Below are 15,614 nucleotides of genomic sequence, written 5' to 3'. Positions count from 1 at the left end.
GCATAAATTTGTGGCGAATACTTCTCTAGTGGCCAATGCCAATAAGTTTGGTGATCTGAAGCGTAGAATCTGGTTCCTGATCGGCGCGCTGATCGTTTATCGTATCGGCGCCCATATTCCGGTCCCGGGTATCAACCCTGCCGAACTAGCGAAGTTGTTCCACACATCGCAGACGGGCCTGCTCGACATGTTCAACATGTTCTCGGGCGGCGCCCTCTCGAGGTTTACGGTATTTGCCCTGGGCATCATGCCGTACATCTCGGCTTCCATCATTCTGCAGCTTGCGGCCGAGGTTCTGCCCAGCCTGAAGCAGCTGAAGAAGGAAGGCGATGCGGGACGTCGCAAGATAACCCAGTACACGCGTTATGCCACCGTGGGGCTCGCGACTTTTCAAAGTTTCGGCATTGCGGTGATGTTGTACAAGCAGCCTAACCTGGTGATGACTGCTCAGTGGGAGTTTTACCTGACAACCGTGGTGTCTCTGGTCACTGGAACCATGTTCCTGATGTGGTTGGGCGAACAGATCACCGAGCGTGGTATCGGCAACGGTATTTCGCTGATCATCTGCGCGGGTATCGCCGCGGGTGTTCCGGCTGCGATCGGTAAGACCTTGACGCTGACCAGTCAGGGCTCCTTGCCCATCTTGTTTGCCATCCTGTTGTTCGTCGGGGTGATCCTGGTGACTTTCGTGGTGGTCTACGCAGAGCGTGGCCAACGCAAGGTCCTGGTGAACTACGCCAAGCGTCAGGTAGGCAATCGCGTCATGCAGGGCCAGAGCACGCATTTGCCGCTCAAGCTCAACATGGCGGGGGTGATTCCTCCGATCTTCGCCTCCAGCATCATCCTGTTCCCGGCCACCGTTCTCGGTTGGTTCGGCCAGGGCGAGCACATGTCGTGGTTGAAGGGTGTGGCTGACAAGCTGCACCCGGGCCAGCCGATCTATGTGCTGCTGTACGCGGCGGCGATCATCTTCTTCTGCTATTTCTACACGGCGTTGGTTTTCAACCCGAAGGAAACGGCTGACAACCTGAAGAAGAGCGGGGCGTTCATCCCGGGCATCCGTCCTGGCGAGCAGACTTCTCGTTACATCGAGAAAATCATTCTGCGGCTGACGCTGATCGGTGCGATCTACATCACGCTGGTCTGCCTGCTGCCGGAGTTCCTGATCCTGAAGTGGAATGTGCCGTTCTACTTTGGTGGTACATCGCTGCTGATCATCGTGGTGGTGACCATGGACTTCATGGCTCAGGTGCAGTCCTACGTGTTGTCGCATCAGTACGAGAGCTTGCTGAAGAAGGCCAACTTCAAAGGCAACGCCCTTACCCGCTGACACACGAGTTGACACTGGGTTATATGGCTAGGAAGACACTATCCAGGTGCGGGACGGGATCCTGGTGAATTCGACTCGCGCGAGTTCCCCGGGCCCGGCCTGAAAGTGGACGTGTGGTACTGGGGCATATCTCCGGGATGATGCGGATGCACGGCATCCGCATCCCGCCCGGCGACAAGGTGAGCGTGGAGTTGACCCCATGCGATCTGTTCCGGAGCCGCATTGTGTTCCGAGCGAAGTAACGCATTTGCTCTTTTTGGATTTGAAAGGATCTAAACCATGCGAGTACAGCCTTCTGTAAAGAAGATTTGCCGTAATTGCAAACTTATTCGTCGCAAAGGCGTGTTGCGTGTCATTTGCACGGAACCGCGTCACAAGCAAAAACAAGGCTAACATTTGTTAGACCAGGATTTGCGTGATACAATCGCAAACTTTTCAAGGTCTTAAGGCTTAAGGAAAGAGTATGGCCCGTATTGCAGGGGTAAATATCCCCAATCATGCGCATGCCGTTATCGGCCTGCAGGCAATTTTCGGCGTCGGTCAGACTCGCGCTCAGCAGATTTGTGCTGCAGCTGGCGTGAATCCTTCCACCAAGGTGAAGGATCTGACTGAAGCTGAAATGGAGACTCTGCGTGATCAAGTCGCCAAGTTCACCGTTGAAGGTGACCTGCGTCGTGAAATCACCATGAGCATCAAGCGTTTGATGGACATGGGCTGCTACCGCGGCTTCCGCCATCGTCGTGGCCTGCCGTGCCGCGGTCAGCGCACTCGCACCAATGCTCGTACCCGTAAGGGTCCGCGCAAGGCGATCGCCGGCAAGAAGTAAACTAAGGAACACAGATAATGGCTAAAGCAAACACAGCTGTCCGTGTACGTAAAAAAGTGCGCAAGTCTGTTAGCGAAGGCATCGTGCACGTGCACGCTTCGTTCAACAACACCATCATCACTATCACCGACCGTCAAGGCAATGCACTGTCTTGGGCTACCTCTGGCGGCGCTGGTTTTAAGGGCTCGCGCAAGAGTACACCCTTTGCCGCTCAAGTAGCCGCAGAGCACGCTGGTAAAGTTGCCCAAGAATACGGTGTGAAGAACCTCGAAGTTCGTATTAAAGGCCCGGGCCCGGGTCGTGAATCCGCTGTTCGCGCACTCAACTCGCTGGGTTTCAAGATCACCAGCATCTCCGACGTGACGCCGGTACCGCACAACGGTTGCCGTCCGCCCAAAAAACGTCGTATCTAATTCGGAGAGTGTGAGAACATGGCACGTTATATTGGCCCGAAGTGCAAGCTCGCTCGTCGTGAAGGCACCGACCTTTTCCTGAAGAGCGCGCGTCGTGCACTGGATTCCAAATGCAAACTGGATGCTGCCCCAGGCCAGCATGGCGCCCGTCGCGGCCGCCTGTCTGACTACGGCGTCCAGCTGCGTGAAAAGCAGAAAATCCGCCGCATCTACGGCGTACTCGAGCGTCAGTTCCGCAACTACTTTGCGGAAGCTGTGCGTCGCAAGGGCTCCACGGGTGAAAACCTGCTGAAGCTGCTTGAGTCCCGCCTGGACAACGTTGTATATCGCATGGGCTTTGGCTCCACTCGCGCCGAAGCGCGCCAGCTGGTGAGCCACAAGGCTATCGTTGTGAACGGCCAGGTTGTGAACATTCCGTCCTTCCAGGTTAAAGCCGGTGACGTAGTGTCCGTCCGCGAGAAGGCTAAGAAGCAGGCTCGTATCGTTGAAGGCCTGGCTCTGGCCGAGCAAGGCGGCTTCCCGTCTTGGGTCCTGGTTGACTCCAAGAAGATGGAAGGCACTTTCAAATCCGCTCCGGAACGTTCCGAACTGTCTAGCGATATCAACGAACAACTCGTTGTGGAATTCTACTCCAAGTAATCGCTAGCTCTTAGGGAATGACTATGCAAAACAGCGCTTCGGAATTTCTGAAACCTCGTCTGATCGACGTACAGCCGGTTTCCGCCACTCACGCTCGCGTGTCGATGGAGCCGTTCGAGCGCGGCTATGCCCATACTCTGGGCAATTCGCTGCGTCGCATCCTGCTGTCGTCTATGCCGGGCTACGCTCCGACCGAAGTGACTATCGCTGGCGTTTTGCATGAGTATTCCGCACTTGATGGCGTGCGGGAGGATGTCGTCGACATCCTCCTCAACCTCAAGGGCGTAGTGCTTAAGCTGCATGGTCGCGACAGTGTCGTGCTGACCTTGAAAAAGGATGGCGAGGGCGCTGTCTTGGCTAGCGATATCGAGCTGCCGCATGATGTGGAAGTGATCAATCCGGAACACGTGATTTGTCACCTCTCCTCCGGCGGCAAGATCGACATGGAGGTCAAGATCGAGAAGGGCCGCGGCTATCAGCCGGTGTCCACTCGTCTGAGCCATGACGACAACCGTTCCATCGGTACCATCCAACTGGACGCTTCCTTCTCGCCGGTTCGCCGCGTGAGCTTCGCTGTGGAAAGCGCCCGTGTGGAACAGCGTACCGACCTCGACCGCCTGGTGCTCGATATCGAGACCAATGGCGTGATCGAGCCGGAGCAGGCCGTGCGCAACGCGGCCCGCATCCTGATGGATCAGCTGTCGATCTTTGCCGACCTCCAGGGCACAGCGGTTGAAGAAGTCGTTGAAAAGGCGCCGCCGATCGATCCGATCCTGCTGCGTCCGGTAGACGATCTTGAACTGACGGTCCGTTCGGCCAACTGCCTGAAAGCAGAGAACATTTATTACATCGGCGATCTGATCCAGCGTACCGAAACCGAGCTTCTGAAGACTCCGAACCTCGGCCGCAAGTCGCTGAACGAGATCAAGGAAGTTCTCGCTTCCAAGGGCCTGACTCTCGGCATGAAGCTCGAGAACTGGCCTCCGGCTGGTCTGGAAAAGCCGTAAGTTTGAGACTAAAGGACATTAACAATGCGTCATCGTTACAGTAATCGTAAACTGAACCGCACGACCAGCCATCGTCTGGCGATGCTGCGTAACATGGCCAACTCGCTGCTGAAGCACGAAGTTATCGTGACCACGCTGCCGAAGGCCAAGGAACTGCGTCGTGTGGCCGAGCCGCTCATCACGCTCGGCAAAAAGCCGTCTCTCGCCAACCGTCGTTTGGCGTTCGACCGCACTCGTGACCGCGATATCGTGGTTAAACTCTTTGACGTGCTCGGCGCGCGCTACGCTACCCGCAATGGTGGTTACGTTCGCATTCTGAAGTACGGTTTCCGCAAGGGCGACAACGCCCCGATGGCTCTGGTAGAGCTGGTGGACCGTCCGGAAGATGCCGTTGCAGTTGAAGACGACTCCGCCGAGTAATCGACGAAGTTGAAAGAAAAAGCCAGCTCCCAGGAGCTGGCTTTTTTCATGCCCTCGAAAACCGGGTCCGCGTAGTCGCGCCCGGTTTCGCCGCGTCTAGAAGATGGAGAGGCCGGTTTGGGTGGTGAAGCGGTCCAAAGCCTCCAGGCCCAGCACCGAGTTGCCCCGGGCATCCAGCTGAGGGCTCCAGACGGCGATGCTCATCTTGCCGGGGATCACCGCCAGCAGGCCGCCGCCGACGCCGCTCTTCACCGGCAGGCCGACGCGATAGGCGAATTCGCCGGCGGCGTCGTAGGTGCCGCAGGTCAACATGACGGCGTTCACCTGTTTCGCCTGGCTGCGGGTCAGGTACTGTCTCGAGGTTTGCGGCGACAGGCCGTGGTTGGCGAGAAACAGGCCGGCGCGCGCCAGCTCGCGGCAGCTCATCGCGATGCTGCAGTTGTCGAAGTACTGGCCGAGCACCGCGGCCACCGGTTGACCCAGATTGCCGTAGCTCTTCATGAAATGGGCCAGCGCGGCGTTGCGGTCGCCGTGTTCGCGCTCGGACGCGGCGATGGCCGCGTCGGCGGACAAGGCGGCATTGCCGGTTTCGTCGCGCAGCCAGGCTAGCAGCCGGGCGTGGGCGTCGCCGAAATGGCCGATCGCGCGGTCGGTGACGGCCAGGGCGCCGGCGTTGATGAAGGGATTGCGCGGGATGCCGTGCTCGTACTCCAGCTGCACCAGCGAGTTGAACGGATTGCCGGACGGTTCCTTGCCGACGTGGCGCCACAACTCCTCGCCGTCGGCCTGCAGCGTCAGCGCCAGCATGAAGGCCTTGCTGATGCTCTGGATCGAGAACGGCGTCTCGGCGTCGCCGCTGGCGTATTCGTGGCCGTCTAGCGCCGCGATGGCGAAGCCGAACTGGCGAGGCGGCACTGCCGCCAGCGCCGGAATGTAGTCGGCGACCCGGCCCTGGCCGTAGAACGGCAGCACCTGCTGCCGGATATCTTCAATGAGCGCTTGCAGATTCATTCAGCGATTGTAAGCACGGGCAATGGCCCAGTCTAGAAGCTGTAGCGCTCCTCCACGATCTCCAACGGCGCGCCCAAGGTCAGCATGCCGGCGTTGCGGGCGCGCAGATTGACGCCGAAGCAGACGCCCTCGTCGAGCCGGCGGGTGCGCACCAGGGTGCGCAGCGGCTCGCCGTCGGCGCGTTTCTCGCCAAGTTCCGGATCGACGGTGGTCAACACGCAGCGGGTACAGGGCTTCATCACCTCGAATTCGATGTCGCCGATGCGGATCGCCTTCCATTCGTCCTCCATCCACGGGTAGTCGCCGGAGACCACCAGATTGGGACGGAAATTGCGCAGCGCGACCGGCTGCTCCAACTGGCGGTTCAAATCGTCCAGCGAGGCCTGGTTGACCAAGAGGAACGGATAGCCGTCGGCGAAGCTCATGCCGTCGGCGCCGTGCTTGAAGGCGCGGTTGGAGCGGGCGCCAAGCCATAGCAGCCGGCAGTCGCAGCCGACGATGTCGGCGAACCAGGCATCCAGCCTCTCGTCGCCGTGCCAGGCTTCGAAGCTGTCTTTCCAGACCTGGGCCGGGTGGGGGCGCTGGAACGCGGTGGCCAGCGCGCAGATCGACGGCTTGCCCGGATAGCGCAGCAGCAGGCCGCCCGGCAGCAGCTCGACGGCGACTCTGAGCAGCTGCGGATGGCTGCGCGCGGTGATCTGATTGCCGTCCGGCGTCGCCAGCAGCCATTCGCGGTCGTGCAACAGCCCGAGCGGGCCGGCGTAGGCGCGGTCGAAGGCTATGCCGCGAGTGGATTTCAGCGGGTGGACGAACATCGCGGTCAACTGCATTGCACACTCCGTGGGGAATCGGTCTGCCGAATGCTAACACCGGCCCGACGGTGGGAACAGCGCGGGATAAGGGTGCGTGACACCATCGTTAACCAAAATTGCGCTTAGACTCTGCCGGAATTTGTAAGTGCGCCATTGCATATATTCGGGGGGCAATTTAAATTGCTGTGTCGGCAGCATATTGTCCGATTGTTCGGATGTTCGAGCGGGGATGGCATGACGGCGATCAAATCCTGATCGCTTATGCCTGCGAGATAGTTGCGGCGACACGGAATTGTCCGTTGAGCTTTGTGGCGATACGGACTAAACCGGAGTAGTGGCATACATGATAACAGTGCCTGACACAGCATGCCTTTGGCTGTGACGGCGTCGCATGTGATTGGGGATGAGGAGAACGAGAATGCGCTCTTTGCGTGTCAAGCTGATTGCTTTTATTGCCCTGCTGTTGGTATTGCTGGGTATGGTGATTACCGTGCTGGTCTACGGCCAGATGCGGAATGAAATCGTCCGGGGCGTCGATAATGAGCTGGGCGGGACCTCCAAGGGCTATTCGGCCCTGGTGAGCAGTTGGTACAAGAGCAAGGTCGGCGTGGCGATCGCCGGCAATCCGCTGGTCGGCACACCGGATCCGAGGCAGACGCTGGCCCGGATGAGCCAGGCCGGCGGTTTCGACATGATGTATATCGGCACCGCCGACCACGTGATGATCCGTTCCGACATGAAGCCGCAGCCGCAGGGCTACGACCCGGTCGCGCGGCCGTGGTACCAGCAGGCGGCATCCAGCGGCAATCCGGGCGTGTCCGACCCTTATGTCGATTTCGACACCAAGAAGCTGGTGGTGACCTTCGTATCGCCGGTCAAGGACGGCACCGGGCTGAAGGCGGTGGTCGGCGGCGACATCTTCATCGATGATCTGGTCAAGACGGTGTTGTCGGTCAAGCTGCGCGGCAACGGCTTCGCCTTCCTGGTCGACAAGAGCGGCAAGGTGATCGCCCACCCGGACGCCAGCCTGACGCTGAAGCCGCTGTCGGAGAAAGTGCCGGAGTTGACCGGCGATCGCCTGACCAAGCTGGCGACGGATACCACGATGCAGGAGATCAGCATCGGCGGCGAGAGCAAGCTGATCGAAGTGCAGCCGGTGGAGGGGACGAACTGGCTGCTGGGCGTGGTGACCGACGAATCGGTGGTGACCGGCCCGCTGAACACCCTGTTGCTGACCGTGATCGGCATTGGCGCGCTGTGCGTGCTGATCCTGATTCCGGTCGCCAGCGTGATGCTGAGCAAGATGCTGGCCGGCCTGGGCCGCCTGCGCAACGCGATGCTGGAAATCTCGCAGGGCGAGGGCGATCTGACCCGCCGCATCCAGGTGACCGGCCAGGACGAGATCGCCGAGACCGCCACCGCCTTCAACCGCTTCATCGGCCAGTTGCAGAAGATGTTCATCGCGGTGAAGGAGGAGGCCGAGCGCGTCACCGGCGGCGTCGAGAGCGTGACGCATACGGTGGACAAGGTGGCCCACGATTCGCGGCAGATCGCCGACGTGTCCAGCTCCAACGCGGCGACGCTGGAGGAGATCACCGTCAGCATCTCGCACATCGCCGACGCGGCCCGCGAGGCGGACACGCTGGTCACCCATACCGGCGACGTGTCCAGCGACAGCGCCAGCGGCATGCTGCGGATTTCCAACGAGATGAACAGCACGGTGGAGGCGGTGAAGGGCTTGTCGACGATGCTGTCCTCGCTGGATCAGCGTTCGCAGCAGATCAGCGGCATCACCAATGTGATCAAGGATATCGCCGACCAGACCAATCTGTTGGCGCTGAACGCGGCGATCGAGGCGGCGCGCGCCGGCGAGATGGGCCGCGGCTTCGCGGTGGTGGCCGACGAGGTCAGGAAGCTGGCCGAGCGCACCGGCCAGGCGACGGTGGAGATTTCCGGCATGGTCAGCACGATACGCGAGGAAACCAGCCAGGCGGTCAACAATATGCAACGCACCGTCAGCTCGGTCGACGGCGGCGTGGAGCTGACTCAGAGCGCGGTGGAGCGCATCGAGCAGATCCAGCAGGCGATGCAGGAGGTGATGTCCAAGATGAACGAGATCACGCTGTCGACCAGCGAGCAGCACAAGGCGACGACCTTGATCGCGCAGAGCACCGAGCAGATCAACGGCCGCATCGTCGACAGCGACGGCGCGCTGCAGACGGTGCGCGACACGCTGTCGGACCTGTCGCAATCGGCCAGCAGCATGCGACAGCTGTTCTCCAGCTTCCGCGTCTGATCGCGGCGGTTCCGAAAGCCCGGCGCGTCCGGGCTTTTTCATGCCCGCCGCGAGGGTTTTGGCCGGCGCGACAAAACGGTGTGGCGGCAGGAAACGCCGGTTTCTAGAATGTGGTGTGACTATCAGAATAAGTACGAATACGTGCGGGTTGGGGAAGGAGCGGGAAATGACGAAGGCAGGCTTGAGCCTGAAGGCCCGGTTGATCGGCCTGATGGCGCTGGTGGCGGTGGTCGTGTGCGGCCTCGGCGTGGTATCGGTGTACAACCAGCGGCAGGTGATGTTGCAGGACAGGCAGGACAAGGTGCGCAATCTGGTGCAGAGCGTGGTGGGCCTGGTCTCCAGCTACGAGAAGCTGGTGGCGGACGGCAAGATCAGCGAGGCGGACGCCAAGCGCACGCTGTCCAAGGCGATCAGCTCCATGCATTACGAGAAGGCCGATTATTTCTTCGCCTATGACGCCGACTGGAACTACGTGGCCCACGGCGCCAAGCCGGAGCTGATCGGCAAGAATCTGGCCGGCGTCAAGGATCCGAACGGCGTCGAATTGAAGACGCTGTTCCAGGACGCGATCTCGTCGCCCAGCGGCGGCGGCTACGGCGAATACGTGTGGAGCAAGCCGGGCTTCGACCAGCCTCAGCCGAAGATTTCCTATGTCACCACCACGCCGCGCTGGCACTGGATCGTCGGCACCGGCATCTATCTGGACGATGTCGCGGTGGCCTTCCGCCGCGAACTGATGCTGCTGGGCGGGGTGATGGCGGTGGCGCTGCTGGCGCTGTTGGGCATGGGCGGCATGATATTGCGCAATGTGCTGGGGCAACTGGGCGCCGACCCGCAGGATACGGTGGCGGTGGTCAAGCGCATCGCCGCCGGCCAGCTGGGCGAGGCGGTGAAGGTTCGGCCCGGCGACACGGACAGCCTGATGGCGGCCGTCGGCGCGATGCAGCTCGAATTGGAACGGCTGGTGCGCGACATCGTCGACGGCGCCAAGCAGCTGTCCAAGGTCAGCGGCGAGGTGACCGGGGAGGCCGAGGCGGTGGGGCGGGGCTCGGAGCAGCAGAGCGCGGCGGCCACCGCGATGGCGGCGTCCATCGAGCAACTGACGGTCAGCGTCAATCACATTTCGGACCGTTCGCAGGACGCGCGCCAGCTGGCCAACGAGTCCGGCACCTTGTCCAAGAACGGCGGCGCGGTGATCGCGGAGGCGGTGGGGGAGATGCGCCGGATCAACGAGGCGGTCGACCAGACCTCGGGCATCATCACCAGCCTGGCCGACAAGACGCAGACGATTTCCAGCATCATGCAGGTGATCCGCGACATCGCCGACCAAACCAATCTGCTGGCCTTGAACGCGGCGATCGAGGCGGCGCGCGCCGGGGAGATGGGCCGCGGCTTCGCCGTGGTGGCGGACGAGGTGCGCAAGCTGTCCGAGCGCACCGCGCAGGCGACGCAGGAAATCGCCACGATGATCCAGGATGTGCAGCAGGGCGCCGAGCATTCCCGCCACAGCATGGAGGAGGCCGTGGGACGGGTGAAGGCCGGGCTGGATCTGGCCGAGCAGGCCGGCTCCGAGATCGCCCGCATCCAGGACAGCGCCAGCGGCGTGGTCGCCGTGATCGGCGATATTTCCCACGCGCTGCGGGAGCAGAGCGTGGCCAGCCAGACCATTGCCCAGCATGTCGAGCAGATCGCCCACAGCGCCAGCAGCAACGCCGCGGCGTCGCAGTCGGCCTCGCGGGCGATCGACAATATGAACCAGCTGGCCGTCAATCTGCGGCAACTGGTGTCGCGCTTCTCGGTGAGGGGGTAGCGTACGCGGCCATCGGCCGCGGTGGAAAAGCCAAGGGCCCGACGCGCGTCGGGCCCTTTGTTATCGGAGGCGGCTAGTGGCGGCCGCGCCGGCGCCAGCCGAGCAGCAGCGACAGCAAGAGCAGGACCGCGCAGCCGACCACCACCGGCAGGTTGCCGACGCGCATATACGGCGTCATTCCCTGGCGGCCCTGGGCGAAGCCGGTCAGCACCTGGGCGGTGAACGGCGCGGCGACCGCCGAGATTTCGCCGTCGGGGCGGATGATGGCGGTCATGCCGGTATTGGTGGCGCGCAGCACGTAGCGACCGGTTTCCAGCGCCCGCGCCTGCGACAGCTGCAGGTGCTGGCTCATCGCCTCGCTCTTGCCGAACCAGGCCAGGTTGCTGACATTGGCCAGCATGTCGGCCTGCGCCGCCGGACCGATCAACTCCTCGCCGAAGCTGTCCTCGTAGCAGACGTTGAACGCCACCTTGTGGGCGCCGAGCGTCAGCGGCGGCTGCTCCGCGCCGCCGCGGCTGAAGCCGGACAGCGGCATGTCCATATGCTGGTAGATCCAGCCTATCAGGCCCGGCAGCGGCACGAATTCGCCGAAGGGCACCAGATGGTCCTTGGCGTAGTACGGCATTTTCGGGTCGGACAGCGCCACCACGGCGTTCAGATAGCCGCGGCCGTCATTGGTGCGGCGCGGAATGCCGGTGGCCAGCGCCATGCCGGAGCGGGACGCTTCGCCGCGGATCATCGACAGATAGCCGGACGGCAGGTCGTCGAGGAATAGCGGCAGCGCGGTTTCCGGCAGGATCATCAGATCGGCGCGGCTCATCGCCACCTGGCGGTAATAGGTCAGCAGCGAGTTTTCCAGATTTTCCGGCGTCCACTTCATTTCCTGGGCGATATTGCCCTGGCCCAGCGCCACGCTGATCGGCTTGCCACGCGGGGCGGTCCACTCGATGTCGCGCAGCCAGAAGCCGCTGCCCCAGAGCAGCGCCGCGGCCAGCGCGATGGCCAGCCGCTGCCGCATGCCGGCGCGCGCCAGCATGGCCAGCGCGCCGGCCGACAGCGCCACCAGATAACTGACCAGGTGGATGCCGCCGATCGGGGTATAGCCGGCCAGCGGGCTTTCGGTGATCTGCGAATAACCGGCGGCGGCCCAGGGGAAGCCGGTCATCACCCAGCCGCGCAGCCATTCTCCCAGTTCCCAGGCCGCGGGGAAGGCCACCAGCCAGCGCAGGCCGGGGCGCGGGTCGATGCGGCAGGCGATCCAGGTGGCCAGGCCCGGATACAGCGCCAGATAGGCCGGCAGCAGCAGCACCAGCGGCGCGGCTATCCAGGCCGGCAGGCCGGCGATGTCGTGCAGGCTGGAATAGATCCAGCGGAAGTTGCTGACATAGGCGCCCAGGCCCCAGGCATAGCCTAGCCAGAACGCGCGCTTGGGCGCGCGCTGGGTCAATTCGATCAGCGCCGCCAGGCAGAGCGGCATCAGCCACCACAGCCGGTACGGGGCGAAGGCAAACAGGGTGAGGGCGCCGGTCAGCGCGGCGGCCAGGAGCAGGATCAGGATTCGCATGGTGCAGCTTGTATGGATGTGGGCCAGACGGCCGGCCCGGGAGCCGGCCGTATTTCAGCATAGGCCTTATTCCAACTCCATTTAGAGTGATGGCTTCGTCGGCTTCGCTTTGCGGGGCCCTGCCGTGCCGGATGCACGGTCTGCGGCCCTGCTCGCTTGTCCTCGCGCTTTCATCTCTGACTGGAGCGGGAACTATTCGGCGGCGTCGGCGGCGAGCTGGATGCGTTCGACCAGCAGCGTGTCGAGACGGCGGCTGTCGGCGCGCAGCACGGTGAAGCGCAAGCCGGAGGCTTCTATCTTCTCGCCGCGTTTCGGCAGGTGGCCGGTCAGCGAGATCACCAGGCCGCCGACGGTGTCGACGTCGTCGTCGGCGTAGTCGGTGCCGAAATAGTGGTTGAAGTCCTCGATCTCGGTCAGCGCCTTGACGCGGTAGCGCTCGTGGCCGCGGACCGGGACGATGTCGTCCTCGTCGTCGTCGATATCGTACTCGTCCTCGATGTCGCCGACGATCTGCTCGATGACGTCCTCGATGGTGACCAGGCCGCAGACGCCGCCGTATTCGTCGACCACCACCGCCATGTGATTGTGGGTGGCGCGGAAGTCGCGCAGCAACACGTTCAGCGGCTTGGACTCCGGCACGAACACGGCCGGGCGCAAGACGGTCTTCAGATTGAAGGTGGCGGGCGCATGGAAGTAGCGCAGCAATTCCTTGGCCAGCAGAATGCCTTGAACGTCATCCTTGCTTTCGCCTATCACCGGAAAGCGCGAGTGGCCGGAGTCGATCACCGTCGGCAGGAAGCGGTCTATCGGGTCGTCGATGTTCAGCACGTGCATCTGGCTGCGCGGGATCATCACGTCGCGGACGGTCAGTTCGCTCACTTCCAGCACGCCTTCTATCATGCCGAGGGCCTCGGCATCGAGCAGATTGCGCTCGAAGGCGTTGTGCAGCAGTTCGATCAACTCCTCGCGGTCTTCCGGCTCGCGCAACAGCATGGTGGACAGGCGTTCAAGCCAGCTGGGCCGTGGTTTACTGGGGTCTTCCATTTCTTAGATGTGCTCCTCGTGGTAGGGATCGGGATATCCTAGCTGCTGAACGATGACAGTTTCAAGCGCTTCCATCGCTTCGGCCTCGTCGTCCTCTTCGTGATCGAAGCCCTGCAGGTGCAGCATGCCGTGCACCAGCAGGTGGGCGTAGTGCGCCATCAGGTCCTTGCCCTGCTCGGCGGCTTCCTGTTCCACCACCGGCGCGCACAGCACCAGATCGCCGAACAGCGGCAGGCCGGCGACCGGCTCGCCCTCGTTCAGCGCGAAGCTGAGGACGTTGGTCGCATAATCCTTGCCGCGGTAATCGTTGTTCAGCTGACGGCCTTCAGCGGCGTCGACGATGATGATGCTGACTTGGGCCTGTTTGACGTCGCGGCGCAGCGCGGCCTGGCAGGCGCGGCGGATCAGCGCCGGCTCCGGCAGCGCGGCGGCGTCGCTGCGCACGTCCAGGCTCAGTTCCAGCCGCGCCGCCAGGCGGGCCAGCAGCGGGTTACGCTTGGCTTTTTTCATCTTGCTTGCTTTGATATTGGTCGTAGGCGTCGACGATTTTCTGCACCAGCGGATGGCGCACCACGTCGTTGCTGTTGAAATGGTGGAAATGGATGCCGCGCACCTGGTCGAGGATGCGCTCGACCTCGACCAGGCCGCTCTTCTGGTGGCGCGCCAGGTCGATCTGGGTGACGTCGCCGGTGATCACCGCGCGCGAGCCGAAGCCTATCCGGGTCAGGAACATCTTCATCTGCTCCGGCGTGGTGTTCTGCGCCTCGTCCAGGATGATGAAGGCGTGGTTCAGCGTGCGGCCGCGCATATAGGCCAGCGGCGCGATCTCGATCAGATTCTTCTCGAACAGCCGGGTCACCCGGTCGAAGCCCATCAGGTCGTACAGCGCGTCGTACAGCGGCCGCAGATATGGGTCGACCTTCTGCGCCAGGTCGCCGGGCAGGAAGCCCAGTTTCTCGCCGGCCTCCACCGCCGGGCGAACCAGCACGATGCGCTTGACGGCGTCGCGCTCCATCGCGTCCACCGCGCAGGCCACGGCCAGATAGGTCTTGCCGGTGCCGGCAGGGCCGATGCCGAAGGTGACGTCGTGCTGCTGTATCGCCTTGATGTAGCGCGCCTGGTTCGGCGTGCGGCCCCTGAGGTCGCCGCGGCGCGTCGCCAGCACCGGCGACTCTTCCTGCTCGGCGGTCGATTGCTGCTGACGCAGCTCGACCAGCGCCAGTTGCACGTCGTCGATGGAGATGTCCTGCTTGTCGGCCAAGAGATACAGCCGGGTCAGCGCCTCCACCGCGGCCTTGGCGGTCGCGCCCTGGACGCGGAAGGTCTCGCCGCGGCGCTGGACGACGACGTCCAGCCCGGTTTCGATCTGTTTCAGGTTTTCGTCCAGCGGACCGCACAGGCGGGCCAGCCTGTCGTTGTCGACCGGGTTGAAGCTGAGGGGTTCGCTTGTGCTCATGCGTTTTGCAATTGTTCGCTTAACTGTTGAAAAACGGCGGCGTGGCTGCCAGGCGAAACATGGCGGACGGCCATGCCCAGCCGGCGCGCCGGCGCGATGTCGCGTTCCAGGTCGTCGCCCACCATCAGACAGTGCTCGGGCGCGAGGTTTTCCAGCGCCAGCGCGTGGCGGAAGATGCGCGGGTCCGGCTTGGCCGCGCCGGCGTCGTCTACGGTGACGACGTGGCGGAAATGGTGGGCGATGCCCAGGTGGGCCAGCTTGGCCCGCTGCTGTTCGGCGCCGCCGTTGCTGACGACGATGCGGATCAGGTGGCCGGTGGCGTCGAGGAAGGCCGCCGCGCCGGGGGTCAGCCGGCGGTGGCTGCGGTAGGCGTCCATATAGGGCTGGAACAGCCGCGCGGCCTCGTCCTCGGCGATGTCCGGCTGGCCGAGAAAGTCGCGCAGCCGCGCGTGGCGCTGTTGCGCCATCGTCAGCTCGCCGGTCTCGAAGCGCCGCCAGTGACGGTCGACGCAGGTCCGCCAGCGCGCGAACAGCGCGGTTTCGGATTCGGCGAAGCGGGCGGCATGCGGTCCGATAAAGGCGGAGAACGCCTGCCGGGTGGCATGGTCGTCGTCGAACAAGGTGTCGTCCAGGTCCAGCAACAGGGCCTTGATGCCGCTCGCGCTCATGCGTCCTTCAGGCTTTCCAGCCCGGCGGCGGTCATGCCGGGCACGAACTCGATGATGTCGTAGCGGGCGACGCCGCCGCTGGCGAACGGGTCGTCGCGCAGGCGGGCCTCCAGCGCGGCGCGTTCGCCGCGCGCCAGGATGACGCCGCCTTCGCGCGGCACCTTGCGGCCGGAGGCCAGGAAGGCGCCGTCGGCGTAGGCCTGCTTCAGCCAGACGACATGGGCGTCCAGCAAGGCGTCGACATCGGACAGCGGGGCGATATACGTCAGCGACACTACGAACATTTTTCAATCCTTCGTGTGGGAACCGGGCCAGCAT

At 63.0% G+C, this 15,614-nt stretch carries 17 protein-coding genes and 1 pseudogene; 10 read left to right on the top strand and 8 right to left on the bottom strand.

From position 1 onward, the window contains the following. Positions 1-10: 10 nt before the first annotated feature. From secY to rplQ, 8 genes and pseudogenes are all read left to right on the top strand, one after another. The gene (secY, locus tag CXB49_RS18755) at positions 11-1,330 is read left to right on the top strand and encodes a preprotein translocase subunit SecY (RefSeq protein WP_101709786.1); all 1,320 of its coding nucleotides are present in this window, start codon (positions 11-13) and stop codon (positions 1,328-1,330) included. Between the two features lie 58 nt (positions 1,331-1,388). Further along, positions 1,389-1,572 (top strand): annotated as a pseudogene (infA, locus tag CXB49_RS23980) (translation initiation factor IF-1). Positions 1,573-1,609: 37 nt separating this feature from the next. Then, positions 1,610-1,723, top strand: a complete 114-nt coding sequence (gene rpmJ, locus CXB49_RS18745; RefSeq protein WP_101709784.1) for a 50S ribosomal protein L36 — start codon at positions 1,610-1,612, stop codon at positions 1,721-1,723. 70 nt (positions 1,724-1,793) lie between these two features. After that, positions 1,794-2,156: a 30S ribosomal protein S13 gene (gene rpsM / locus CXB49_RS18740; RefSeq protein ID WP_021478370.1), complete on the top strand. Its 363-nt coding sequence runs from the start codon at positions 1,794-1,796 to the stop codon at positions 2,154-2,156. Positions 2,157-2,173: 17 nt separating this feature from the next. Further along, positions 2,174-2,569, top strand: a complete 396-nt coding sequence (gene rpsK, locus CXB49_RS18735; RefSeq protein ID WP_011137709.1) for a 30S ribosomal protein S11 — start codon at positions 2,174-2,176, stop codon at positions 2,567-2,569. 18 nt (positions 2,570-2,587) lie between these two features. Beyond that, the gene (rpsD, locus tag CXB49_RS18730; protein WP_101709783.1) at positions 2,588-3,208 is read left to right on the top strand and encodes a 30S ribosomal protein S4; all 621 of its coding nucleotides are present in this window, start codon (positions 2,588-2,590) and stop codon (positions 3,206-3,208) included. A gap of 23 nt (positions 3,209-3,231) precedes the next feature. Beyond that, a complete protein-coding gene (rpoA, locus tag CXB49_RS18725) occupies positions 3,232-4,215 on the top strand; it encodes a DNA-directed RNA polymerase subunit alpha (RefSeq protein WP_101710772.1) in 984 nt (327 codons plus the stop codon). 24 nt (positions 4,216-4,239) lie between these two features. Continuing rightward, complete coding sequence (rplQ, locus tag CXB49_RS18720) at positions 4,240-4,635, top strand: 50S ribosomal protein L17 (RefSeq protein WP_101709782.1); 396 nt, start codon at positions 4,240-4,242, stop codon at positions 4,633-4,635. Positions 4,636-4,731: 96 nt separating this feature from the next. Here rplQ and CXB49_RS18715 read toward each other — a convergent pair whose 3' ends face one another. Both CXB49_RS18715 and CXB49_RS18710 read right to left on the bottom strand, forming a co-directional pair. After that, positions 4,732-5,646: a glutaminase gene (locus tag CXB49_RS18715; protein ID WP_101709781.1), complete on the bottom strand. Its 915-nt coding sequence runs from the start codon at positions 5,644-5,646 to the stop codon at positions 4,732-4,734. Between the two features lie 32 nt (positions 5,647-5,678). Beyond that, entirely contained in the window at positions 5,679-6,476 is a 798-nt protein-coding gene (locus tag CXB49_RS18710; protein ID WP_101709780.1) for an MOSC domain-containing protein, read from the bottom strand. Positions 6,477-6,876: 400 nt separating this feature from the next. On the opposite strand from CXB49_RS18710, the gene CXB49_RS18705 reads away from it, so the two are divergent. Then, on the top strand, positions 6,877-8,754 hold the full coding sequence (locus CXB49_RS18705; protein ID WP_101709779.1) for a methyl-accepting chemotaxis protein: 1,878 nt from the start codon (positions 6,877-6,879) through the stop codon (positions 8,752-8,754). Between the two features lie 166 nt (positions 8,755-8,920). Further along, positions 8,921-10,564 (top strand): methyl-accepting chemotaxis protein, encoded by a 1,644-nt coding sequence (locus CXB49_RS18700; RefSeq protein ID WP_101709778.1) that lies wholly within the window; start codon positions 8,921-8,923, stop codon positions 10,562-10,564. A 73-nt stretch (positions 10,565-10,637) separates the two neighbouring features. Here CXB49_RS18700 and lnt read toward each other — a convergent pair whose 3' ends face one another. The 6 genes from lnt to CXB49_RS18670 form a co-directional block, all read right to left on the bottom strand. After that, positions 10,638-12,128 carry an apolipoprotein N-acyltransferase gene (gene lnt / locus CXB49_RS18695; protein ID WP_101709777.1) on the bottom strand — a complete coding sequence of 497 codons (1,491 nt, stop codon included), beginning with the start codon at positions 12,126-12,128 and terminating at the stop codon, positions 10,638-10,640. Positions 12,129-12,320: 192 nt separating this feature from the next. After that, on the bottom strand, positions 12,321-13,172 hold the full coding sequence (locus CXB49_RS18690; RefSeq protein WP_101709776.1) for an HlyC/CorC family transporter: 852 nt from the start codon (positions 13,170-13,172) through the stop codon (positions 12,321-12,323). 3 nt (positions 13,173-13,175) lie between these two features. Beyond that, positions 13,176-13,682, bottom strand: a complete 507-nt coding sequence (gene ybeY / locus CXB49_RS18685) for an rRNA maturation RNase YbeY (protein ID WP_101709775.1) — start codon at positions 13,680-13,682, stop codon at positions 13,176-13,178. After that, positions 13,663-14,628 carry a PhoH family protein gene (locus CXB49_RS18680; protein WP_101709774.1) on the bottom strand — a complete coding sequence of 322 codons (966 nt, stop codon included), beginning with the start codon at positions 14,626-14,628 and terminating at the stop codon, positions 13,663-13,665. The genes ybeY and CXB49_RS18680 overlap by 20 nt, the downstream gene beginning before the upstream one ends. Beyond that, a complete protein-coding gene (locus CXB49_RS18675; RefSeq protein ID WP_101709773.1) occupies positions 14,625-15,296 on the bottom strand; it encodes an HAD family hydrolase in 672 nt (223 codons plus the stop codon). The genes CXB49_RS18680 and CXB49_RS18675 overlap by 4 nt, the downstream gene beginning before the upstream one ends. Next, entirely contained in the window at positions 15,293-15,580 is a 288-nt protein-coding gene (locus CXB49_RS18670; RefSeq protein WP_101709772.1) for a YciI family protein, read from the bottom strand. The genes CXB49_RS18675 and CXB49_RS18670 overlap by 4 nt, the downstream gene beginning before the upstream one ends. Between the last annotated feature and the right edge of the window lie 34 nt (positions 15,581-15,614).

Origin of the sequence: Chromobacterium sp. ATCC 53434 (assembly GCF_002848345.1) — a bacterium.
Lineage (GTDB): Bacteria > Pseudomonadota > Gammaproteobacteria > Burkholderiales > Chromobacteriaceae > Chromobacterium.
This window is presented reverse-complemented; position numbering and strand designations above follow the sequence as displayed.